Source organism: Sabulicella rubraurantiaca (genome assembly GCF_017355885.1).
Lineage (GTDB): Bacteria > Pseudomonadota > Alphaproteobacteria > Acetobacterales > Acetobacteraceae > Roseococcus > Roseococcus rubraurantiacus.
Map to the genome: position 1 here is coordinate 24078 of NZ_JAFEUU010000020.1, position 18844 is coordinate 42921.

At 70.2% G+C, this 18844-nt stretch carries 21 protein-coding genes; 19 read left to right on the forward strand and 2 right to left on the reverse strand.

Translation table 11 applies throughout. The features are described 5' to 3' along the window. The first annotated feature begins 28 nt into the window (after positions 1–28). The 11 genes from ihfB to JTJ31_RS21640 are packed head-to-tail and all read left to right on the forward strand — an operon-like array spanning position 29 to position 7286. Complete coding sequence (ihfB, locus tag JTJ31_RS21590; protein WP_207540818.1) at positions 29–331, forward strand: integration host factor subunit beta; 303 nt, start codon at positions 29–31, stop codon at positions 329–331. Beyond that, a complete protein-coding gene (locus JTJ31_RS21595; RefSeq protein ID WP_207540819.1) occupies positions 332–610 on the forward strand; it encodes a lipopolysaccharide assembly protein LapA domain-containing protein in 279 nt (92 codons plus the stop codon). Beyond that, positions 607–1320, forward strand: coding sequence for an orotidine-5'-phosphate decarboxylase (gene pyrF / locus JTJ31_RS21600; protein WP_207540820.1), 714 nt, complete (start codon positions 607–609; stop codon positions 1318–1320). The genes JTJ31_RS21595 and pyrF overlap by 4 nt, the downstream gene beginning before the upstream one ends. Continuing rightward, the gene (locus JTJ31_RS21605; protein WP_207540821.1) at positions 1317–1940 is read left to right on the forward strand and encodes a phosphoribosylanthranilate isomerase; all 624 of its coding nucleotides are present in this window, start codon (positions 1317–1319) and stop codon (positions 1938–1940) included. Before pyrF ends, JTJ31_RS21605 begins: the two co-directional genes overlap by 4 nt. A gap of 58 nt (positions 1941–1998) precedes the next feature. Further along, positions 1999–3237, forward strand: coding sequence for a tryptophan synthase subunit beta (gene trpB / locus JTJ31_RS21610; protein ID WP_207540822.1), 1239 nt, complete (start codon positions 1999–2001; stop codon positions 3235–3237). Between the two features lie 8 nt (positions 3238–3245). Further along, the gene (trpA, locus tag JTJ31_RS21615; RefSeq protein WP_207540823.1) at positions 3246–4076 is read left to right on the forward strand and encodes a tryptophan synthase subunit alpha; all 831 of its coding nucleotides are present in this window, start codon (positions 3246–3248) and stop codon (positions 4074–4076) included. Continuing rightward, positions 4073–5011, forward strand: a complete 939-nt coding sequence (thyX, locus tag JTJ31_RS21620; protein ID WP_457852419.1) for an FAD-dependent thymidylate synthase — start codon at positions 4073–4075, stop codon at positions 5009–5011. The genes trpA and thyX overlap by 4 nt, the downstream gene beginning before the upstream one ends. A 10-nt stretch (positions 5012–5021) precedes the next feature. Continuing rightward, positions 5022–5324: a YciI family protein gene (locus tag JTJ31_RS21625; RefSeq protein ID WP_207540825.1), complete on the forward strand. Its 303-nt coding sequence runs from the start codon at positions 5022–5024 to the stop codon at positions 5322–5324. Continuing rightward, positions 5324–5911 (forward strand): HD domain-containing protein, encoded by a 588-nt coding sequence (locus JTJ31_RS21630; RefSeq protein ID WP_207540826.1) that lies wholly within the window; start codon positions 5324–5326, stop codon positions 5909–5911. The genes JTJ31_RS21625 and JTJ31_RS21630 overlap by 1 nt, the downstream gene beginning before the upstream one ends. Then, complete coding sequence (locus JTJ31_RS21635; protein WP_207540827.1) at positions 5908–6780, forward strand: PfkB family carbohydrate kinase; 873 nt, start codon at positions 5908–5910, stop codon at positions 6778–6780. Before JTJ31_RS21630 ends, JTJ31_RS21635 begins: the two co-directional genes overlap by 4 nt. Next, complete coding sequence (locus JTJ31_RS21640; RefSeq protein ID WP_328805795.1) at positions 6777–7286, forward strand: 2'-5' RNA ligase family protein; 510 nt, start codon at positions 6777–6779, stop codon at positions 7284–7286. The genes JTJ31_RS21635 and JTJ31_RS21640 overlap by 4 nt, the downstream gene beginning before the upstream one ends. Here JTJ31_RS21640 and JTJ31_RS21645 read toward each other — a convergent pair. Further along, the gene (locus tag JTJ31_RS21645; protein ID WP_207540828.1) at positions 7276–8376 is read right to left on the reverse strand and encodes an Mrp/NBP35 family ATP-binding protein; all 1101 of its coding nucleotides are present in this window, start codon (positions 8374–8376) and stop codon (positions 7276–7278) included. The two genes, JTJ31_RS21640 and JTJ31_RS21645, sit on opposite strands and share 11 nt — an antisense overlap. Before the next feature lie 127 nt (positions 8377–8503). On the opposite strand from JTJ31_RS21645, the gene hflK reads away from it, so the two are divergent. The 3 genes from hflK to JTJ31_RS21660 all read left to right on the forward strand — a co-directional run bounded on the left by hflK (position 8504) and on the right by JTJ31_RS21660 (position 12442). After that, positions 8504–9712 (forward strand): FtsH protease activity modulator HflK, encoded by a 1209-nt coding sequence (gene hflK, locus JTJ31_RS21650; protein WP_207540829.1) that lies wholly within the window; start codon positions 8504–8506, stop codon positions 9710–9712. A 5-nt stretch (positions 9713–9717) separates the two neighbouring features. Further along, positions 9718–10722, forward strand: coding sequence for a protease modulator HflC (gene hflC / locus JTJ31_RS21655; protein WP_328805796.1), 1005 nt, complete (start codon positions 9718–9720; stop codon positions 10720–10722). Between the two features lie 148 nt (positions 10723–10870). Then, positions 10871–12442 carry a DegQ family serine endoprotease gene (locus JTJ31_RS21660; protein WP_207540831.1) on the forward strand — a complete coding sequence of 524 codons (1572 nt, stop codon included), beginning with the start codon at positions 10871–10873 and terminating at the stop codon, positions 12440–12442. On the opposite strand, the gene serB is transcribed toward JTJ31_RS21660, so the two are convergent. Then, complete coding sequence (gene serB / locus JTJ31_RS21665) at positions 12443–13336, reverse strand: phosphoserine phosphatase SerB (RefSeq protein WP_207540832.1); 894 nt, start codon at positions 13334–13336, stop codon at positions 12443–12445. Positions 13337–13365: 29 nt separating this feature from the next. Between serB and miaA the strand changes: the two genes are divergently transcribed. The 5 genes from miaA to ilvC all read left to right on the forward strand — a co-directional run bounded on the left by miaA (position 13366) and on the right by ilvC (position 18813). Then, a complete protein-coding gene (gene miaA / locus JTJ31_RS21670) occupies positions 13366–14307 on the forward strand; it encodes a tRNA (adenosine(37)-N6)-dimethylallyltransferase MiaA (RefSeq protein WP_207540833.1) in 942 nt (313 codons plus the stop codon). Between the two features lie 61 nt (positions 14308–14368). After that, on the forward strand, positions 14369–16171 hold the full coding sequence (locus JTJ31_RS21675) for an acetolactate synthase 3 large subunit (RefSeq protein ID WP_207540834.1): 1803 nt from the start codon (positions 14369–14371) through the stop codon (positions 16169–16171). Then, positions 16171–16674, forward strand: coding sequence for an acetolactate synthase small subunit (ilvN, locus tag JTJ31_RS21680; protein ID WP_207540835.1), 504 nt, complete (start codon positions 16171–16173; stop codon positions 16672–16674). Before JTJ31_RS21675 ends, ilvN begins: the two co-directional genes overlap by 1 nt. 55 nt (positions 16675–16729) lie before the next feature. Continuing rightward, positions 16730–17752 carry a zinc-binding metallopeptidase family protein gene (locus JTJ31_RS21685; RefSeq protein WP_207540836.1) on the forward strand — a complete coding sequence of 341 codons (1023 nt, stop codon included), beginning with the start codon at positions 16730–16732 and terminating at the stop codon, positions 17750–17752. A gap of 44 nt (positions 17753–17796) precedes the next feature. Then, positions 17797–18813, forward strand: a complete 1017-nt coding sequence (ilvC, locus tag JTJ31_RS21690; protein ID WP_207540837.1) for a ketol-acid reductoisomerase — start codon at positions 17797–17799, stop codon at positions 18811–18813. The last annotated feature ends 31 nt before the right edge of the window (positions 18814–18844 follow it).

The following is an 18844-nucleotide window of genomic DNA, read 5'->3' on the forward strand; positions in this document are numbered from 1 at the left end:
TGGCGCCGGTTGCGCCGAGGGGGTCAGGGTGACGAGAAGCGAACTGATCGCGAGGCTGGCGGTGGAATATCCGCATCTGCGCGCCCGGGACGTGGAGGTCGTGGTCGCCACGATCTTCGACCGCATCTCCGCCACGCTGGCCGAAGGCGGCCGGATTGAGCTGCGTGGCTTCGGCGCCTTCACCACGCGCCGCCGCGCCGCCCGCACGGGGCGAAACCCCCGCACCGGAGAGGCCGTTGCCGTGTCGGGCAAGGGGATGCCGCATTTCCGGCCGGGCAAGGAGTTGCGCGTGCGGGTGAATGGCGGCAAGGACCCCGGCGAGGAACACTGAATGGGCATCGTTGTTACCCTGATCCTGGCGGTATTGGTCGCCGTCTTCGCGCTGGGCAATCCGCAGGCGGTGGATGTGAATCTGTGGCCGCGTGGCTGGGTGGCCGAGATGCCGCTCTGGCAGGCCATCCTGGTTCCGGCCGCGCTGGCCTTCCTGGCCGGGGCGCTGGTGGCCTCGGGTGCCGGGCTGCGGCATCGCCGCCGCCTTGCCCAGTTGGAGCAGGCCTCGCGGCTGATGGAGGCGGAGCTGGCGGCGCGCGACAAGCCCCGCCGCGCATGATCCCCCGCCCATCCGGCCCTGGCGGCCGGTTGATCGTGGCGCTCGACGTGCCGGAGGCGGCGCGGGCCGAGGCTCTGGCCCATGAGGTCGCGCCCCATGCGGGGCTGGTGAAGCTGGGCCTCGAGCTATTCTGCGCGGAAGGACCGGGTGTGCTCGGGCGGCTGGCAAAGGCCGCGCCGGTCTTCCTGGACCTAAAGCTGCACGACATTCCGAACACTGTGGCCGGCGCGGTGCGCTCGCTCGCGCCGCTGGGCACCGCCATGCTCACCCTTCATGCCGGGGGCGGCCCCGCCATGATCGCGGCGGCGCGCGAGGCGGCGGAGAAGGCGGGCGGCACGCGGCCGCTCCTCCTGGCCGTGACGGTGCTGACTTCCCTGGACGAGGGGGCGCTGGAAGCGACGGGGGTGAGCGGCGGCGCGGCGGCGCAGGTGGTGCGGCTGGCGCGAATGGCCGTGGCCTCCGGAGCGGACGGGCTGGTCTGCTCACCGCACGAGATCGCCGCCATCCGCTATGCGCTGGGCGAGGCGCCATGCCTCGTCGTCCCCGGCATCCGTCCCGCCGGGGCCGCGACGGGCGACCAGTCCCGCGTGGCGACGCCGGAAGAGGCGGTGCGCGATGGCGCGGACTGGATCGTGGTCGGGCGCCCGGTGAGCGGTGCCGGAAACCCTGGGGAGGCGGCGCGTGCCATCGCGGCCGCCCTGCCGCGGTGACGAGCCCCCTGGTCAAGATCTGTGGGCTGCGCGACGCCCAAGCACTGGAAGCGGCGCGCGAGGCGGATTTCGTCGGCTTCGTCTTCTACCCGGCCTCGCCCCGTTCCCTGTCGCCGGACCAGGCCATCGCCCTGGCCGCGGTTGCGCCCGCCGGGCCGAAGCGCGTCGGCCTGTTCGTGGACGCGACAGACGCGCTGATCGCCGCCGCCCTGCCAGCGCTGGACGTGATCCAGCTTCACGGGAATGAAGACCCGGCCCGCGTGGCCGAGATCCGCTCCCACTTCGGCAAGCCAGTGATGAAGGCGATCGGCATCGGCAGCGAGGCGGACCTCCGCGCCATCGCCGACTTCGTCCCGGTCGCGGACTACCTTCTACTGGATGCCAAGCCGGCGGAGCTGCCAGGCGGGAACGGCACGCGCTTCGACTGGTCCCTGCCGCGCCGCGCCGCCATCCCGCGCCCGTGGCTTCTGGCAGGCGGGCTGGACGCCGCCAACGTCGCTGCTGCCCTGGCGGAGAGCGGGGCGCCGGGGGTGGATGTCTCCTCCGGTGTGGAGGTGTCACGGGGGGTGAAGGACCCCGCCCTGATCGCGGCCTTCGTGAAGGCGGCGCGGGGCGGCTGACTCTCGGGGCTGGCCGGGCTATCACCCCCGGCTGACGCCGCGACACGGAAACCTTGCTGTGACCCTTCCGAACACCTTGAAGAACGGCCCCGACGCCTCGGGCAAGTTCGGCGGCTTCGGCGGCCGCTACGTCGCCGAGACGCTGATGCCCCTGATCCTGGAGGTGGAGGCCGCCTATGCCGCCGCGAAGAGCGACCCCGCCTTCGATGCGGAATGGCGCCGCCTGCTGACGCATTACGTCGGCCGCCCGAGCCCGCTCTGGTTCGCCGAGCGCATCACGCAGCATTGCGCCCAGGCCGCAGGCCGGCCGGACAAGGGAGCCAAGGTCTATTTCAAGCGCGACGAGCTGAACCACACCGGCGCGCACAAGATCAACGCCGTGCTCGGCCAGATCCTGCTGGCCAAGCGCATGGGCAAGAAGCGCATCATCGCGGAGACCGGGGCAGGGCAGCACGGCGTCGCCACCGCCACCGCCTGCGCCCTGTTCGACCTGCCCTGCACCGTCTTCATGGGTGCGACCGACGTGGCGCGGCAGCAGCCCAACGTGTTCCGCATGAAGCTGCTGGGCGCGGAGGTGGTGGCCGTGGAGAGCGGCGCCGCCACCCTGAAGGACGCGATGAACGAGGCGCTGCGCCACTGGGTCGCGAATGTGCAGGATACCTATTACTGCATCGGCACCGTGGCCGGTCCGCACCCCTATCCCGTCATGGTTCGCGACTTCCAGAGCATCATCGGCGAGGAGCTGCGCGGCCAGATGATGGCGGCGGAAGGCCGGCTGCCGGATGCGCTGGTGGCCGCTATCGGCGGCGGCTCGAACGCCATGGGGCTGTTCTACCCCTTCCTGGATGACGGGGACGTGGCGATGTACGGCGTCGAGGCTGGCGGCCACGGCGTCCACACCAAGACCGGCCATGCCGCCTCGCTCACCGGCGGGCGGCCCGGCGTGCTGCATGGCAACCGCACCTACCTGTTGCAGGACGAACACGGCCAGATCCTGGAAGGCCATTCCATCAGCGCCGGGCTCGACTACCCGGGCGTGGGGCCGGAGCATTCGTGGCTGCACGAGATCGGCCGCGTGCAATACGTGAACGCGACGGATGACGAGGCGCTGGAGGCCTTCCAGCTCTGCTCGCGCCTGGAGGGGATCATCCCGGCGCTGGAGCCGTCGCACGCGCTGGCGCATGTGCTGAAGCTGGCGCCCACCCTGCCGGCGGATAAGATCATCGTGATGAATCTCTGCGGGCGCGGCGACAAGGACATCTTCGCCGTCGCTTCTCACCTGGGGGTGAAGCTGTGAGCGAGGTCATGACCCGGTCGCGCATCAAGGCGCGCTTCGCGGCGCTGAAGGCGGAAGGGCGCGGCGCGCTGATCCCCTTCCTCGAGGCCTATGACCCGGACCCCGCCACCTCCATGGCGATCCTGCGCGGCATGCCGGGGGCGGGGGCCGACCTGATCGAGATCGGCGTGCCCTTCACCGACCCGATGGCGGACGGGCCGACCATCCAGCTCGCCGGTCAGCGCGGGCTGAAGGCCGGTGCGACGCTGGCCGGTGCGCTCGCGATGGTGCGCGACTTCCGCGAGGAGGACGACGCGACGCCGGTCATCCTCATGGGCTACCTGAATCCCATCCTCTCCTACGGCGCGGAGCGCTTCTGCACCGACGCGGCGGCGAGCGGCGTGGACGGGCTGATCGTGGTGGACATGCCGCCCGAGGAAGCCCAGGAACTCGCGCCTTTCTGCGAGAAGGAGGGGCTGGACATCATCCGCCTCGTCGCGCCGACCTCGGACGCGAAGCGGCTGGAGGTGGTGCTGAACGCCTCCTCCGGCTTTGTCTATTACGTGGCCATCACCGGCATCACCGGTACGCGTTCCGCCGATCCGGCGGCGCTGGAGGCGGCGATCCCGCCCATCCGCGCGGTGACCGACCTGCCGGTCGCGATTGGCTTCGGCATCCGCACTCCGGACCAGGCGGCGCATGCCTCGCGCGTCGCCGATGGCGCCGTGGTCGCCTCGGCGCTGATCGACACGCTGGCCTCCACCCTGGACGAGCAGGGACGGGCGCGGTCGGACACGGTCCGCAAGGTGCTGGACCAGGTGCGCGGCCTGGCGGATGCTGTGCGCGCGGCGCGGCGCTGATGCTCACCGAAGCGCAACGGGCCGAGATCGCGGCGACGCGCGCGGCCGCGTCCCCTACGCTGCGCCCCGTTGCCCCGGGCGCCGAGGCCGCGCTGTACGAGGCGCGGCCGGTGCTCGAAACCGGCTTCGTGCGCCTCGTGGACTATATGGGCGATGACGGCTCGGTGGTGCAGGGCGCGCGCGTCTCCTACGGCAAGGGGACGAAGTCGGTCTCGGATGACCGGAACCTGATCCGCTACCTGATGCGGCACAAGCACACGACGCCCTTCGAGCTGTGCATCGCAAAGTTCCATGTCCGCGCGCCGATCTTCGTGACACGGCAATGGTTCCGCCACCGCACCGCCAGCATCAACGAATACTCTGCCCGGTATTCGGTGCTGGAGCGCGAGTTCTACTTCCCCCGCCCGGAGGACATGGCGGCGCAGAGCGCCACCAACCGCCAGGGTCGCGCCGAATCCCTGCCGCCCGACCAAGCCGAAGCCGCGCTCGCGCTGCTGCGCGACGACGCCTCGCGCTGCTACGACCACTACCTGCACCTGCTGAACGAGGACGAGGAAGGGCAGGTGCTGGACGAATCCCGCACCGGCCTGGCGCGCGAGTTGGCGCGGATGAACCTGCCCATCAACGTGATGACGCAGTTCTACTGGCAGGCGAATCTCTGGAACCTGCTGCATTTCCTGAAGCTGCGCGCCGACCCGCATGCGCAGATGGAGATCCGCGCCTATGCCGAGGCGATGCTTGCCATCGTCGAGGCCTGGGTTCCGCTGGTCCACGAGGCCTTCGCCGACTACATGCGCGACGCCGTGTCCTTCAGCGGCCCGGCCATGAAGGTGCTGCGCGCCATGCTGGACGGCCAGGATGCGAGCCAGGCGGCGAGCGGCTTGTCCAAGCGGGAATGGCGTGAGTTGATGGAGGCGCTGGGACGCACCGCCTGAGGGCCACGCCATGCACTACCTCTTCCGCCTCCTGCCTCCGCGCGACACCTTTCCCTCCGACATGACCCCGCGCGAGGCGGAGGCGATGCAGGCCCACATGGCCTATTGGACGCGGCTGATGGGGGAGGGGCGCGTCTCCGGCTTCGGGCCGGTCGCCGGCAATGAGGGGGTCTATGGCCTCGCGGTATTCGAGGCACCGGACGACGCGGCCGCCGAGGCGGTGATCGCGGCAGACCCGGTGCTGGCGGACGGGCTTTGCTTCGGCTCGGTGCTGCACCGCTTCATCGGCTGGAACCAGCCCGCGCGCGCCTGATGGACGCCTCCCGGCGCGACGCCCTGCTGGGCTTCCTCGCCCTGTCCGACCGGCTGAAGCATGTCGAGCGCGCAGCCATGACCGGGCAGCGACGCGAGAATAGCGGCGAGCATGCCTGGCAGGTCGCCCTGATCGCCGTTCTGCTGCATGGCGAGGCGCCGGAGCCCAGGCCCGACCTCGCCCGCGTGCTGGCGATGATCGCCGTGCACGACCTCGTGGAGATCGAAGCCGGCGACACCTTCGCCTTCGACGACAAGGGCCTCGCCAACCAGGCGGCGCGCGAGGCGGAGGCGGCGGGCCGCATCTTCAGGCTCCTCCCTTCCGACCTCGCGGAGCGGGTCGCGGCGCTGTGGGTCGAGTTCGAGGCGGGCTCCACGGCGGAGGCCGCCTTCGCCATGGGCTGCGACCGGCTGCAGGGCTTCGCGCAGCAGGTGGAATGTGGCGCGCCGGCCTGGAAGGAAGTGGGGCTGACCAAGGCGCGCAGCCTCGTCCGCATGGCGCCGGCCATCGCGCTGGGCGCGCCCTTCGCCCCGATGATCGAGGCGCTCTACGACCTCGCCATGGCCGAAGGACTGTTGCTGCCATGAGCCTGCTGGTCTTCGGCTCCGCCGTCGCAGACCTGCTGTTCCGGATGGAGCGCCTGCCACGCGAGGGCGAGACCCTTCTGGGCGAGGCGGGGGCGCCGCTTCCAGGTGGAAAGGGGCTGAACCAGGCCATCGCCGCCGCGCGGGACGGTGCCGCATCGCGCTTCGCCGGCTGCGTCGGCACGGATGCGAATGGCGCCCTGCTGCGCGGCGCGCTGGAGGCCGCCGGGGTGGACACGGCGCTGCTCGCCGAAACCGGCGAGGCGCCAAGCGGCTTGGCCTGCGTCATGGTGGATGCGGAGGGCCGGAACCAGATCGCCGTCTCGCCCGGTGCCAATCTCCGGGCCCGCGCCGTGCCCTGCCGCCCTGGCGAGACGGTGCTGATGCAGATGGAAGTGGCGGTGGAGGAAAATCTCCGCCAGTTGCGGCTGGCGCGCGAGGTGGGCGGGAGCGCCATCCTGAACCTCGCCCCGGCCGCCGCCTTTCCGCGCGACGCGCTCGCGGCGCTGCGCCTGCTCGTGGTGAACGAGGCCGAGGCCGCTGCCCTGGCCGCCCATCTGGGCGGTGGCGCGGATGCCGTCGCCTTGCGCGCCGCGATCGGCACGGATGTCGCAGTGACGCTGGCCGAACGCGGGGCGGAAGCGGCGACGGCCGAAGGCGTGATCCATGCCGCGCCCTTCGCGGTGCGCGTGGCGGACACGGTGGGCGCCGGGGATGCGTGGTGCGGCGTGCTGGCCGCCGCGCTCGATTGCGGCCTGCCCATGGCAGCGGCGATGCGGCGCGCCAATGCTGCCGCGGCACTGGCCTGCACCCGTCCCGGCGCGGCCGCCGCCATGCCGCAAGCGGCGGAAACCGACGCGCTGCTCCGGTGAGCGACCCGCTGATCCTGACGGCGCTGCTCGACCCGGCGGCGCAATCCGCGCTTCAGACGCTGCGCGACGCGCATTTCCCGCCAGAGCGCAACATCGTCCCGGCGCATGTCACGCTGTTCCATGCGCTGCCGGGCGCGGAACTCGCGGCGGTCGAAGCGGCACTGGGCGCAGCCACCGCTGCCGAAGCCGTGCCGGAAGCGACGCTCGGCGTGCCGCGCTTCCTCGGACGCGGCGTGGCGCTGGAATTGCGTTCAGAGGCTTTGGTGGCGCTGCGCGCGCGCCTGGCGTGGGAATGGGCGCCCTGGCTCTCGCCGCAGGACCAGCAGGGATGGCGGCCGCATGCGACGATCCAGAACAAGGCGACGCCGGAGGTGGCGCGGGCGCTGCATGCGCGCCTCCTGACGGAGTGGGCGCCGCGCCCTGTGCGCGTCGTGGCGCTGCGCCTGTGGTGGTATCGCGGCGGGCCCTGGGAACTCCGCCGCGAATTCCCTTTCGCTACTCCATGACGATGCGCGGGCCGGACGCGGCAGCGGGCGATTCCAGCTTCTCCCAGAGGCGTGCAGCGATGGACTGGTAGGCCTGGGCCTCGTGGCTGTCGGGCGCGGCCAGCACCACGGGAGTGCCGGCATCGGCCATCTGGCGGATCGCCAGCTTCAGCGGCAACTCGCCCAGGAATTCGGTACCCAGGCGCGTGGCTTCCTCGCGCGCGCCGCCATGGCCGAAGATCTCCGTCCGCTCGCCGCATTTCGGGCAGCAGAAGAAGGACATGTTCTCGATGAGGCCAAGGACGGGGACGTTCACCTTCTCGAACATCCGCACGCCGCGCCGCGCATCGATCAACGCCACGTCCTGTGGGGTGGAGACGATGACCGCACCGGCCAGCGGCACGCGCTGCGACATGGTCAGCTGCGCGTCACCGGTCCCGGGCGGCATGTCCACCAGCATGGTGTCCAGTTCGCCCCACTCCACCTGGCCCATCATCTGCTCCAGCGCGCCCATCACCATGGGGCCGCGCCAGACCATCGGCGTCTCCTGATCCACCAGGAAGCCGATGCTCATCGCCTTCAGCCCCCAGCGCGAGATGGGGATGATGCGCTGGCCCACGGCGCGCGGGCGCTCGTTGGTGCCCAGCATCTGCGGCAGGGAGGGGCCGTAGATGTCGGCATCCAGCAGCCCGACGCGCAGCCCCTGCGACGCAAGCGCCACGGCGAGGTTCACCGCGGTCGTGCTCTTGCCCACGCCCCCTTTTCCGGAGGCGACGGCGACGATGCGCTTCACCCCTGGCAGCAGCATCGCGCCCTGGCCGGCCGGTGACTTGGGCGCGGCAGGCTGTGCCGGGGCCTCGGCGCGATGCGCCGTCAGCACCACCGTCGCCGAGATCACGCCGGGCACGGCGGCCGCCGTGCGCTCCGCGGTGAGGCGCAAGGGCTCCATCTCCCGCGCCCTTTCGCGCGGCACGGCGAGGGCGAACTGAACCATCCCGTCGCGCTCGCTGATCGTCTCGACCATGCCGGAGGACACGACGTCACGCCCGGTGGCGGGGTCCACCACGGCGCGGAGCGCGGCGCGGACGGCCTCGGGGAGGGGACTCGGCATGGAAAATGACCTTTCCTTCACGCGTTAGGCACCACATATGCATCCTTGCGCGGTGTGGCGCACCCCTCGCCCGGGGAGGTGCCGCACCCTATGCTCAAGCCCAGACGCAGGGGAGTAGGCGACTCAGATGGCGTGGAACAACGGCGGACCGAGCCCCTGGGGCAATCCGCGGCCTGGTGGCGGCGGACCCTGGGGCAATCCGCCCCCTGGCGGAAACCGCCCACCGCCCGGCGGTGGCCCGGATGTGGACGAGATCATCCGCCAAGCGCAACAGACCGTGCGACGCTGGCTGCCGCGCGGCGGCATGGGCGGGGGGCGCGGCCTTGCGCTGGCGGCCGTCGTGCTGCTCGGACTCTGGGGCCTGTCCGGCGTGTATCGCGTCCAACCGGACGAGCTGGGCGTGGTCATGCGCTTCGGCGCCTTCAATCGCACCGCCCCGCCTGGCCTGAATTACCGCATCCCCTGGCCGGTCGAGGCGGTGACGACGCCACGCGTCACGCGCATCAACCGCGTCGATGTGGGCTTCCGATCCAATGTGGATGGACCCGTGCAGGGCGGCCGCATCACCCCGGCGCGTGACGTGCTGGCGGAATCCCTAATGTTGACGGGCGACGAGAACATCGTGGATATCGATTTCGCGGTGTTCTGGCGCATCCGTGATGCAGGCGAGTTCCTGTTCAACACCCGCAATCCGGAGGACACGGTGAAGTCCGCCGCCGAATCCGTGATGCGCGAGATCATCGGCCGCACGCCCATCCAGGCGGCGCTGACCGAGGCGCGCGCCCAGATCGAGCAGGATGTGCGCCGCGGCACCCAGGCCATCATGGACCAGTATGGCGCAGGGGTGGAGATCACCCAGGTGCAGATGCAGAAGGTGGACCCGCCGGCGGCGGTGATCGACGCCTTCCGCGACGTGCAGCGCGCGAATGCGGATCGTGAGCGCCTCCGCAACGAGGCCGAGAGCTACCGCAACGACATCATCCCCCGCGCCCGAGGCGAGGCGGAGCGCATGGTGCAGGAGGCCACCGGCTTCCGCGACAGCCAGATCGCCCGTGCCCGAGGCGAGGCAGGGCGCTTCAACGCCGTGCTCGCGGCCTATTCGCAGGCGCAGGACGTGACGGTGCGCCGCCTTTATCTGGAGACCATGGAAGACATCCTCCGCCGCAACAACATGATCCTCGTGGATGACCGCCTGCAGGGTCTCGTGCCCTTCCTGCCGCTCGGCGAGGGGCAGAACCGCGCCGGCGCGCAGGGTCAGGGCCAGCGTGCCCCAGTGCCGGCGCCCGCCGTCGCGCCAGTCCTGAACCAGGCACGCCCGGGGGTGCAGCCGCGATGAACCGCATGGCCATCCTCCTGGGCGGGCTCGCGCTCGTCCTCTTCATTGCGGCCTCCGCCTTCTTCACCGTGCATCAGACGCAGCAGGTACTGATCACCCAGTTCGGTGAGCCGATCCGGGTGGTGCGGACGCCGGGGCTGAACGTGAAGGTGCCGCTGGTGCAGACGGTGATCCCCTTTGACCGGCGTCTCCTGGACTACGACGCGCCGGGCGAGGAGGTGATCCTGGGCGACCAGCGCCGCCTCATCGTGGATAGCTTCACCCGCTACCGCATCACCGACCCGCTGCTGTTCTACCAAACGGTCGGCGCGGCCGAGCAGGGCATCCGTGGGCGGCTTTCCTCCATCGTCTCCTCCTCGCTGCGACGCGTGCTGGGCAGCGAGGGCCTCGTCAACGTGCTGTCCGCCGAGCGTGGCCGCGTGATGGGCGAGATCCGCCGCCAGGTGGACGAGGAGGCGAGGCGCTTCGGGATCGAGGTGGTGGATGTCCGCATCCGCCGCGCCGATCTGCCTGACGAGAACACCCAGGCCATCCTCAACCGGATGCAGTCCGAGCGCGAGCGCGTAGCGCGCGAGGCCCGTGCCGAGGGTGCCGAGGTGGCGGCCCGCGTCCGCGCCCAGGCCGACCGCGACCGCACGGTGCTGCTGGCGGAGGCGGAAGCCAACGCCGCCATCCTGCGCGGCTCGGGTGAGCAGGAGGCGATCCGCGTCTTCGCGGAGGCATTCCGCCGCGACCCGGAGTTCTTCCAGTTCTGGCGCACCATGCAGGCCTATCGCGAGGTCTTCTCCAATGGCGAGAGCCGCATGGTGCTGACCCCGGAAAGCGATTTCTTCCGCTTTTTCCGGGAGATCCCGAACGTCGCCTCGCCTGCCGCGGCGGCGACGCTTCCGCGGGGGGGTACCGCTCCCGCTGGCTCTGCCCCTCAGCCGGCGGCACCCCCCGCCGCGCCTTCCGTCCAGCCGGAGCCGGCCTCGCCCGCCCCGGCCGGGACTCCTGCCGAGGGGCGTTGACCCCTCGCCGGGCCGGCCCCCCCGCACGGGGGCGCCCGCCGGGGGCCCCCCCCCCCCCGGGGGGCCCCCCCCGCTGGTGCCTCCCGCAATGCGGGTTTATTTCCCTCTCGGGCGGGCTCACGCCCGATCCCCCATTCGAGGTCACGCGATGCGACGTGTCGTTCCCGCCTTCATCCTGGCCTTCGCGGCCTTGCCCGCCCTGGCGCAGCCCCGGCCCGAGCCGCCGGCCACCGCCGCCGCGCAGCCGCCGACGCCCAATGTGGTGGTCACGCCGCGTGGCGCCCCCGAGAGCTTCGCCCCCCTGGTTCGCTCGCTGCTGCCGGCGGTGGTGAACATCTCCACCACCCAGAACCCGCAGGGCCGCTCCACCACGCGGCCGGATGCGCCGGAGCCGCCGCAGGCACCCCCCGGTTCTCCCTTCGAGGAATTCTTCCGCGACTTCTTCAACCGGAACCGCCCGCCCGGCCAGGGCGGCGACGTCCAGCCGCAGCGACCGCAGCAGCCGCAACGCCGCGCCCAGTCGCTCGGCTCCGGCTTCATCGTGGACTCCTCGGGCATCGTGATCACGAACAACCACGTGATCGACGGCGCGGACGAGATCAACGTGATCCTGCAGGACAATACGAGCCTCCGCGCCGAGCTGGTGGGCACCGACCCGCGCACCGACATCGCGGTTCTGCGCGTCCGCCCGGCCCAGCCGCTTCCCTCCGTTCCCTGGGGCAACAGCGACACGGCCGATGTGGGTGACTGGGTGCTGGCCATCGGCAACCCGTTCGGCCTGGGCGGCACGGTGACGGCGGGCATCGTCTCGGCGCGCGGCCGCGACATCCGCCAGGGGCCCTTCGACGACTTCATCCAGACCGATGCCGCCATCAACCGCGGCAATTCCGGCGGGCCGCTCTTCAACCTGCGGGGCGAGGTGGTGGGCATCAACACCGCCATCTACTCGCCGACGGGTGGCTCCATCGGCATCGGCTTCTCCATCCCGTCCAACCTCGCGCAGGGCATTGCCCGGCAGCTGGCGGAGAATGGCCGCGTGCGCCGCGGCTGGCTCGGCGTGAACATCCAGCAGGTGACGGATGAGATCGCGGAGTCCCTCGGCCTGCGAAACGGCGCGCGCGGCGCGCTGATCGCCCGCGCGCAGGAGGGGGCGCCCGCCGCCGCCGCCGGCATCCGCAGCGGCGACGTGATCCTGCGCTTCAACAACCAGGAAGTGCGCGAGATGCGGACCCTGCCGCGCATCGTGGCCGATACCAATGTGGGCACGCAGGTGCCCGTGGTGATCTGGCGCGACGGCAAGGAGGAGACGGTCACCGTCACCCTTGGCGAATTGCCCGCCGAACAGCAGCAGGCCTCCGCCACGCCGCAGCAGCCGACGCCGCGCGGCGACCGGGCGGTGGAGCTTTCCGGCCTCGGCATGCGGGTCGCGGGGGTGACGCCGGAACTGCGCGAGCGCTTCCGCCTGCGTCCCGAGCAGCGTGGTGTCGTGGTGGTCGAGGTCTCGCCCAACTCCCCCGGCGCGGAGCGGGAGATCCGTCCCGGCGACGTGATCGTCGAGGTGCAGCAGGAGCGGGTGACGACGCCGCAGGAGATCCAGGAACGGGTCGAGCGCCTGCGCCGGCAGAACCGCGCCACCGCCCTGTTCCTGGTGGAAAGCCAGCAGGGCCAGCGCTTCGTACCGCTGCGCCTCGCGGCCCCGCGCCAGGGCAGCCCTGGCTGATCAGCCCACGCTGAACTCTTCGCGCCGGTAACCCTGCGCGAAGAGCAGCGCCGAAAGGTCGCCATGCGTCACAATATGGCGCGCGGCGGCCTGGACGGCGGGCTTGGCTCGGAAGGCTACGCCAAGCCCCGCCGCCTGGATCATCGGCAGGTCATTCGCCCCATCCCCCACGGCGCAGCTTTCCGCGAGGCTCAGCCCACGCTCCGCCGCCAGGCGCTTCAGCGCCGCCAGCTTCGCATCCTTGTCCAGGATTGGCTCCGCCACGCGGCCGGTGAGTTGGCCGCCTTCCAGCAGCAGCGTATTGGAATGGTGCTCATGGAAGCCCATTCGCTCCGCCACGCGTCCCGTGAAGTAGGTGAAGCCACCGGAAACCAGTGCCGTGTGTGCGCCATGCGCCCGCATGGTGGCGACCAGCGTGGTGGCGCCAGGCATCGCCTCGGTCGCCTGCCAGGTTTCCTCCAGCGCGGATTCGGGCAGGCCTTCCAGCATCGCCACGCGCTCCCGCAGCGCCGCCTTGAAATCCAGCTCGCCATTCATGGCGCGGGCGGTGATGGCGGAGACGCGCTCCTTGAGCCCGGCCGCCGCGGCCAGCTCGTCGAGCGTCTCGCTGGTGACGATGGTGCTGTCCATGTCGGCGAGGAGCAGCTTCTTGCGCCGCCCTTCCGTGGGCTGTGCGACCAGGTCCACAGGTGCGCCGTTCAGCGCGGCGCGGGCGGCGGCCACGGCCTGGTCGGGCGACAATTCCTCGAAGGGCAGGTCGGCCGCCTCGCCCTCCGCCAGCCACTCCGGCGCCTCCAGCGCGGCGCCGAGCGCGCAAAGTGCGCCGCGCGCGGCGGCGAGGTGAGCGGGGGCGAGGGCGCCCGCGGGCGCGATCAGGGTCAGGACATGCGGCATGGCGGCCGGACCATGGCGGCGCCCCCGGCATGAGGCAACCCCGCGCGATTATCGTCGCCGGTCCGACGGCTTCGGGAAAATCCGCCCTGGCCCTGGGCCTCGCGGAAGCGCTGGGCGGCACGGTGATCAACGCCGATGCCATGCAGTGCTACCGCGAGCTCCGGGTCCTGACCGCGCGCCCGACGCCGGAGGATGAGGCGCGGGTGCCGCACGCGCTCTATGGCGTCCTGCCGGCCGCGACGCCGGGCAGCGTGGCGTGGTGGCGCGAGGCGGCACTGGACATCATGGCCAGGGCACGGCTGCCCATCCTCTGTGGCGGCACCGGGATGTATCTGCGCGCCCTTACCCAGGGCATCGCCGCCCTGCCTGATGTTTTGCCCGAGGCTCGGGAGGAGGCGCGCTCGCTGCTGGCTGCGCTGGGCGCGCCGGGCCTGCATGCCCGGCTGCATCCGGAGGATGCGGCGATGCTGCGCCCTTCCGACAGCCAGCGCATCGCCCGCGCCTTCGAAATCTGGCGGAGTTCCGGCAAGCCGCTCGCCGCCTGGCAGCGCGAGGCGCCCGCGCTTCCGCTGGCTCCCTTCGATTTTCGTGTGCTTCTGCTCGACCCGCCGCGTCCCTTGCTGCGCGAGGCCATCGCGGCGCGATGGGTGGCGATGCTGGACGGGGGCGCTGTGGAGGAGGTGAGGGGGCTGCTTGCCCAGGGGCTGGACCCCGCCTTGCCGGCGATGCGCGCCCATGGCGTGCCGGAACTTGCCGCCATGCTGCGCGGCACGGCGACCCTGGGGGAGGCGAGCCAGCGCGCCATTGCCAACACCAACGCCTACACGAGGCGTCAGGCGACGTGGTTCCGCCATCAGGTCCTGGCACCCGCCGAGGCGGTGCATAGCATCAATGCGCGCGTCGCGGGTCTCTCGCAATTTTCGCAAAGCGAACGGGACAGAATCTTCGCTTTTGTTGACGAAGGCGGTTGACGCGCCGCAGCATGAAGCCTAGTTGGCGGTCATTGGAGCCGTGAAAGGAACCGGAGCCGCCATGTCTGCCACCCAAGCCCACACCCCTGCCGCCACGGAGCATCGTCCGGGCGCGGAGGTCGTCCTTCGCGCGCTGAAGGACCAGGGCGTGGATGTCATCTTCGGCTATCCGGGCGGCGCGGTCCTGCCGATCTACGATGCGCTGTTCCAGCAGAACGCCATCCGCCACATCCTGGTGCGTCATGAGCAGGCGGCCGTGCATGCTGCCGAGGGCTATGCCCGCTCCACCGGCAAGGTCGGTGTGGTGCTCGTCACCTCCGGCCCCGGCGCGACCAATGCCGTGACCGGCCTCGTGGACGCGCTGATGGACAGCATCCCGGTGGTCTGCCTGACCGGGCAGGTGCCGACGCACCTGATCGGCAACGACGCCTTCCAGGAAGCCGACACGACGGGCATCACCCGCCCCGCCACCAAGCACAACTATTTGGTGAAGCGCTCCGAGGACCTCGCCAACACCATCCACGACGCCTTCTACGTGGCGAAGTCGGGCCGCCCCGGCCCGGTGGTGGTGGACCTGCCCAAGGACATCCTGATCAAGCCGGCCCCCTATGCGGAGGCGCCGAGCAAGGAGGAGCCACACCGCTCCTACCGCCCCCGGACCGAGCCGGATCGCGAGACGATCCTGGAAGCGGTGCGGATGCTCAAGCGCGCCGAGCGCCCGGTGATCTACACCGGCGGCGGCGTCATCAATTCCGGCCCCGAGGCGTCGCGCTTGCTGGGCGAGTTCGTGCGCCTCACTGGCATGCCCTGCACCTCGACGCTGATGGGCCTCGGCGCCTTTCCGTCGAGCGACCCGCTCTTCCTCGGGATGCTGGGGATGCACGGGACGGTCGAGGCCAACCTCGTCATGCATGGCTGCGACGTCATGCTGAACCTGGGTGCGCGCTTCGATGACCGCGTGACCGGGCGGCTCGACGCCTTCTCGCCCGGCTCGAAGAAGATCCACGCCGACATCGACCCCTCCTCGATTAACAAGAACGTGAAGGTGGACGTGGCGATCGTGGGCGATGCCGGCCGCGTGATCGCCGCGCTGATCGAGGCCTGGAAGGCCGACGAGACGCCGGTCGCCAAGGAGGCGCAGGCCGCTTGGTGGAAGCGCATCGAGGAATGGCGCGGGCGCGACTGCCTCCGCTACGTCCAGTCCGGCTCGATCATCAAGCCGCAGCATGCCGTCCGCCGCCTCTACGAAATGACCAAGCAGGATGGGCGCGACACCTTCATCTCGACCGAGGTGGGCCAGCACCAGATGTGGGCGGCCCAATATTTCGGCTTCGAGAAGCCCAATCGCTGGATGACCTCGGGCGGGCTCGGCACTATGGGCTACGGGCTGCCCGCCGCGATGGGCGTGCAGATCGCCCACCCGGACGCGCTGTGCATCGACATCGCGGGCGAGGCCTCCATCCTGATGAACATCCAGGAGATGGGCACGCTGGCGCAGTATCGCCTGCCGGTGAAGGTGTTCATCCTCAACAACGAATATATGGGGATGGTGCGCCAGTGGCAGGAATTGCTGCATGGCGGCCGCTACTCCGAGTCCTACAGCGACGCCCTGCCGGATTTCGTGAGGCTCGCCGAGGCCTTCCACGCCAAGGGGCTGCGCGCCGAGTCGGCGGACCAGCTCGATGACGTGATTCGCGAGATGCTGGCCCATCCCGGCCCCGTCATCGCCGATATCTGCGTCGCCAAGGACGAGAACTGCTTCCCGATGATCCCGAGCGGCGCGGCCCATAACGAGATGATCCTGGGGCCGGACAGCGAGGGCAACGCCAAGTCCGTGACCGACGAAGGCAAGGTGCTGGTCTGATGCAGCGCAGCGCCACCATCGCCGTCCTCGTGGAGAACGAGGCCGGTGTTCTCGCCCGCGTCATCGGCCTGTTCTCCGGCCGCGGCTACAACATCGACAGCCTGACCGTCGCTCCGGTGGACGAGGCGGGGAAGCTGTCGCGCATCACCATTGTCACCTCGGGCACCGAGATGGTGATCGAGCAGATCAAGGCCCAGCTTGACCGGCTGGTGCCGGTGCACCGGGTCAGCGACCTGACGCTGGAAGGCCCTCACCTGACGCGCGAGCTCGCCCTCATCAAGGTCATGGGCAAGGGCGAGCACCGGGTGGAGGCGCTGCGCCTCGCCGATGCCTTCCGGGCGCGGGTGGTGGACGCCACCACGGAGAGCTTCGTCTTCGAGATGACGGGCAATGCCGAGAAGATCGACGCCTTCCTGGCGCTGATGCGGCCCTTGGGCCTCGCCGAGGTGTCGCGGACGGGGGCGGTGGCGATCGCGCGGGGCAGCTCCGCGCTCGCGGCCTGAAACCTTGGGCGGCATGGCGCACTTCGCGGCTTGCACCCCATCGGAACCGCCCGCCATGCGTCTCTTCGCCTGCCAGGAGTGCCGCAATCTGCTGCACTTCGAGAATGTCGTCTGCGCGTCCTGCAGCTCCGCGCTCGGCTACCTGCCGGACCGCGGGGTGCTGTCCGCTTTCAAGGACGGCAAGGCCATGGCCGATGGCCAGGCCTGGAAGAATTGCGCCAATTCCGTCCACGGGGTCTGCAACTGGATGCTGCCGGTGGAGGACGAGAGCGAGTTCTGCACCGCCTGCCGGCACAACAGTGTCGTCCCCGACATCTCGGTCGAGGGCAATCTGCCGCTCTGGCAGAAGATCGAGATCGCCAAGCGCCGCCTGATCTACACGCTGGACCGGCTGCGCCTTCCCCATGACCCCGCGGAGCTTCACTTCGAATTCCTGGCCGACACGCCGGAGCACCGGGTGATGACAGGCCATGCCGATGGACTCGTCACAATCGCCCTGGCCGAGGCCGACGATGCCGAGCGCGAGAAGCGCCGCAACGAGCTGCGCGAGCCCTACCGCACCCTGCTGGGCCATATGCGGCACGAGGTCGGCCATTACTACCACACCGTCATCGTCGAGCGGGAAGGGCGCACGGAGGAGTTCCGTACCCTGTTCGGCGACGAGGCGCAGGACTACGCCGCGGCGCTGAAGGCACATTACGACAAGCCCCCGTCCGATGACTGGCGCGGCGAGTTCATCAGCAACTACGCCGCCGCCCACCCGCACGAGGATTGGGCCGAAACCTTCGCCCACTACCTCCATATGGTGGACAGCCTGGAGATGGCGGCGAGCTTCGGCATGCGCGTCCGCCCCCGCCTGGACAAGGAAGGGGTGATGGAGGCCGAGGTGGACTTCAACCCCTACAAGGCGAGCATGGAGGACATCCTCCTCGCCTGGACACCGCTCACCGTCGCGATGAACGCGATGAATCGCTGCATGGGCACGCCCGACCTCTACCCCTTCGTGCTCAGCGACAAGGTTGCCGAGAAGCTCGGCTTCATCCATCGGATCATTCAGGAGCGACCGCCCCTTCAATAGGTGAAGGAAGCGGCGCCGGACCACCGGAGAGAGAGAGAACGACAATGCGTGTGTATTATGACCGCGACGCGGATGTGAACCTGATCAAGGCGAAGAAGGTCGCGGTCATTGGCTTCGGCAGCCAGGGCCATGCCCATGCCATGAACATGCGCGACAGCGGCGTGAAGGACGTCGTGATCGGCGTGCGCCCCGGCGGTTCCTGGCGCAAGGCTGAGGCGGCGGGCTTCAAGGTGATGTCCCCGGCCGATGCGGCGAAGTGGGCCGACATCGTCATGATCCTCACCCCCGACGAGCTCCAGGGCGACCTGTATCGCGAGCACCTGCACGACAACCTGAAGGAAGGCGCCGCGATCGCCTTCGCACACGGGCTGAACGTGCACTTCAACCTGATCGAGCCGCGCCCAGACATCGACGTGTTCATGATCGCGCCGAAGGGCCCCGGCCACACGGTGCGCGGCGAGTACCAGAAGGGCGGCGGCGTGCCCTGCCTCGTGGCCGTGCACCAGAACCCCTCGGGCAACGCGCTGGAGATCGCGCTCTCCTACGCCTCCGCCGTCGGCGGCGGCCGCTCTGGCATCATCGAGACCACCTTCAAGGAAGAGTGCGAAACCGACCTGTTCGGCGAGCAGGTGGTGCTGTGCGGCGGCCTCGTGGAACTCATCAAGGCCGGGTTCGAGACGCTGGTCGAGGCTGGCTACGCCCCCGAGATGGCGTATTTCGAGTGCCTGCACGAGGTGAAGCTGATCGTGGATCTGATCTACGAGGGCGGCATTGCCAACATGAACTACTCGATCTCCAACACGGCCGAGTATGGCGAGTACGTCACCGGCCCGCGCATCATCACCGCCGAGACCAAGGCCGAGATGAAGCGCGTCCTGCATGACATCCAGAGCGGCAAGTTCACCCGCGACTGGATGCTGGAGAACAAGGTGAACCAGGCCAGCTTCAAGGCGACCCGCCGCCGCCTGGCCGAGCACTCCATCGAGGAAGTGGGCGAGAAGCTCCGCGCCATGATGCCCTGGATCACCAAGGGCGCGCTGGTAGACAAGAGCCGGAACTGATCCGGCGCAAGGAGGCCCGGCGGGACCACCC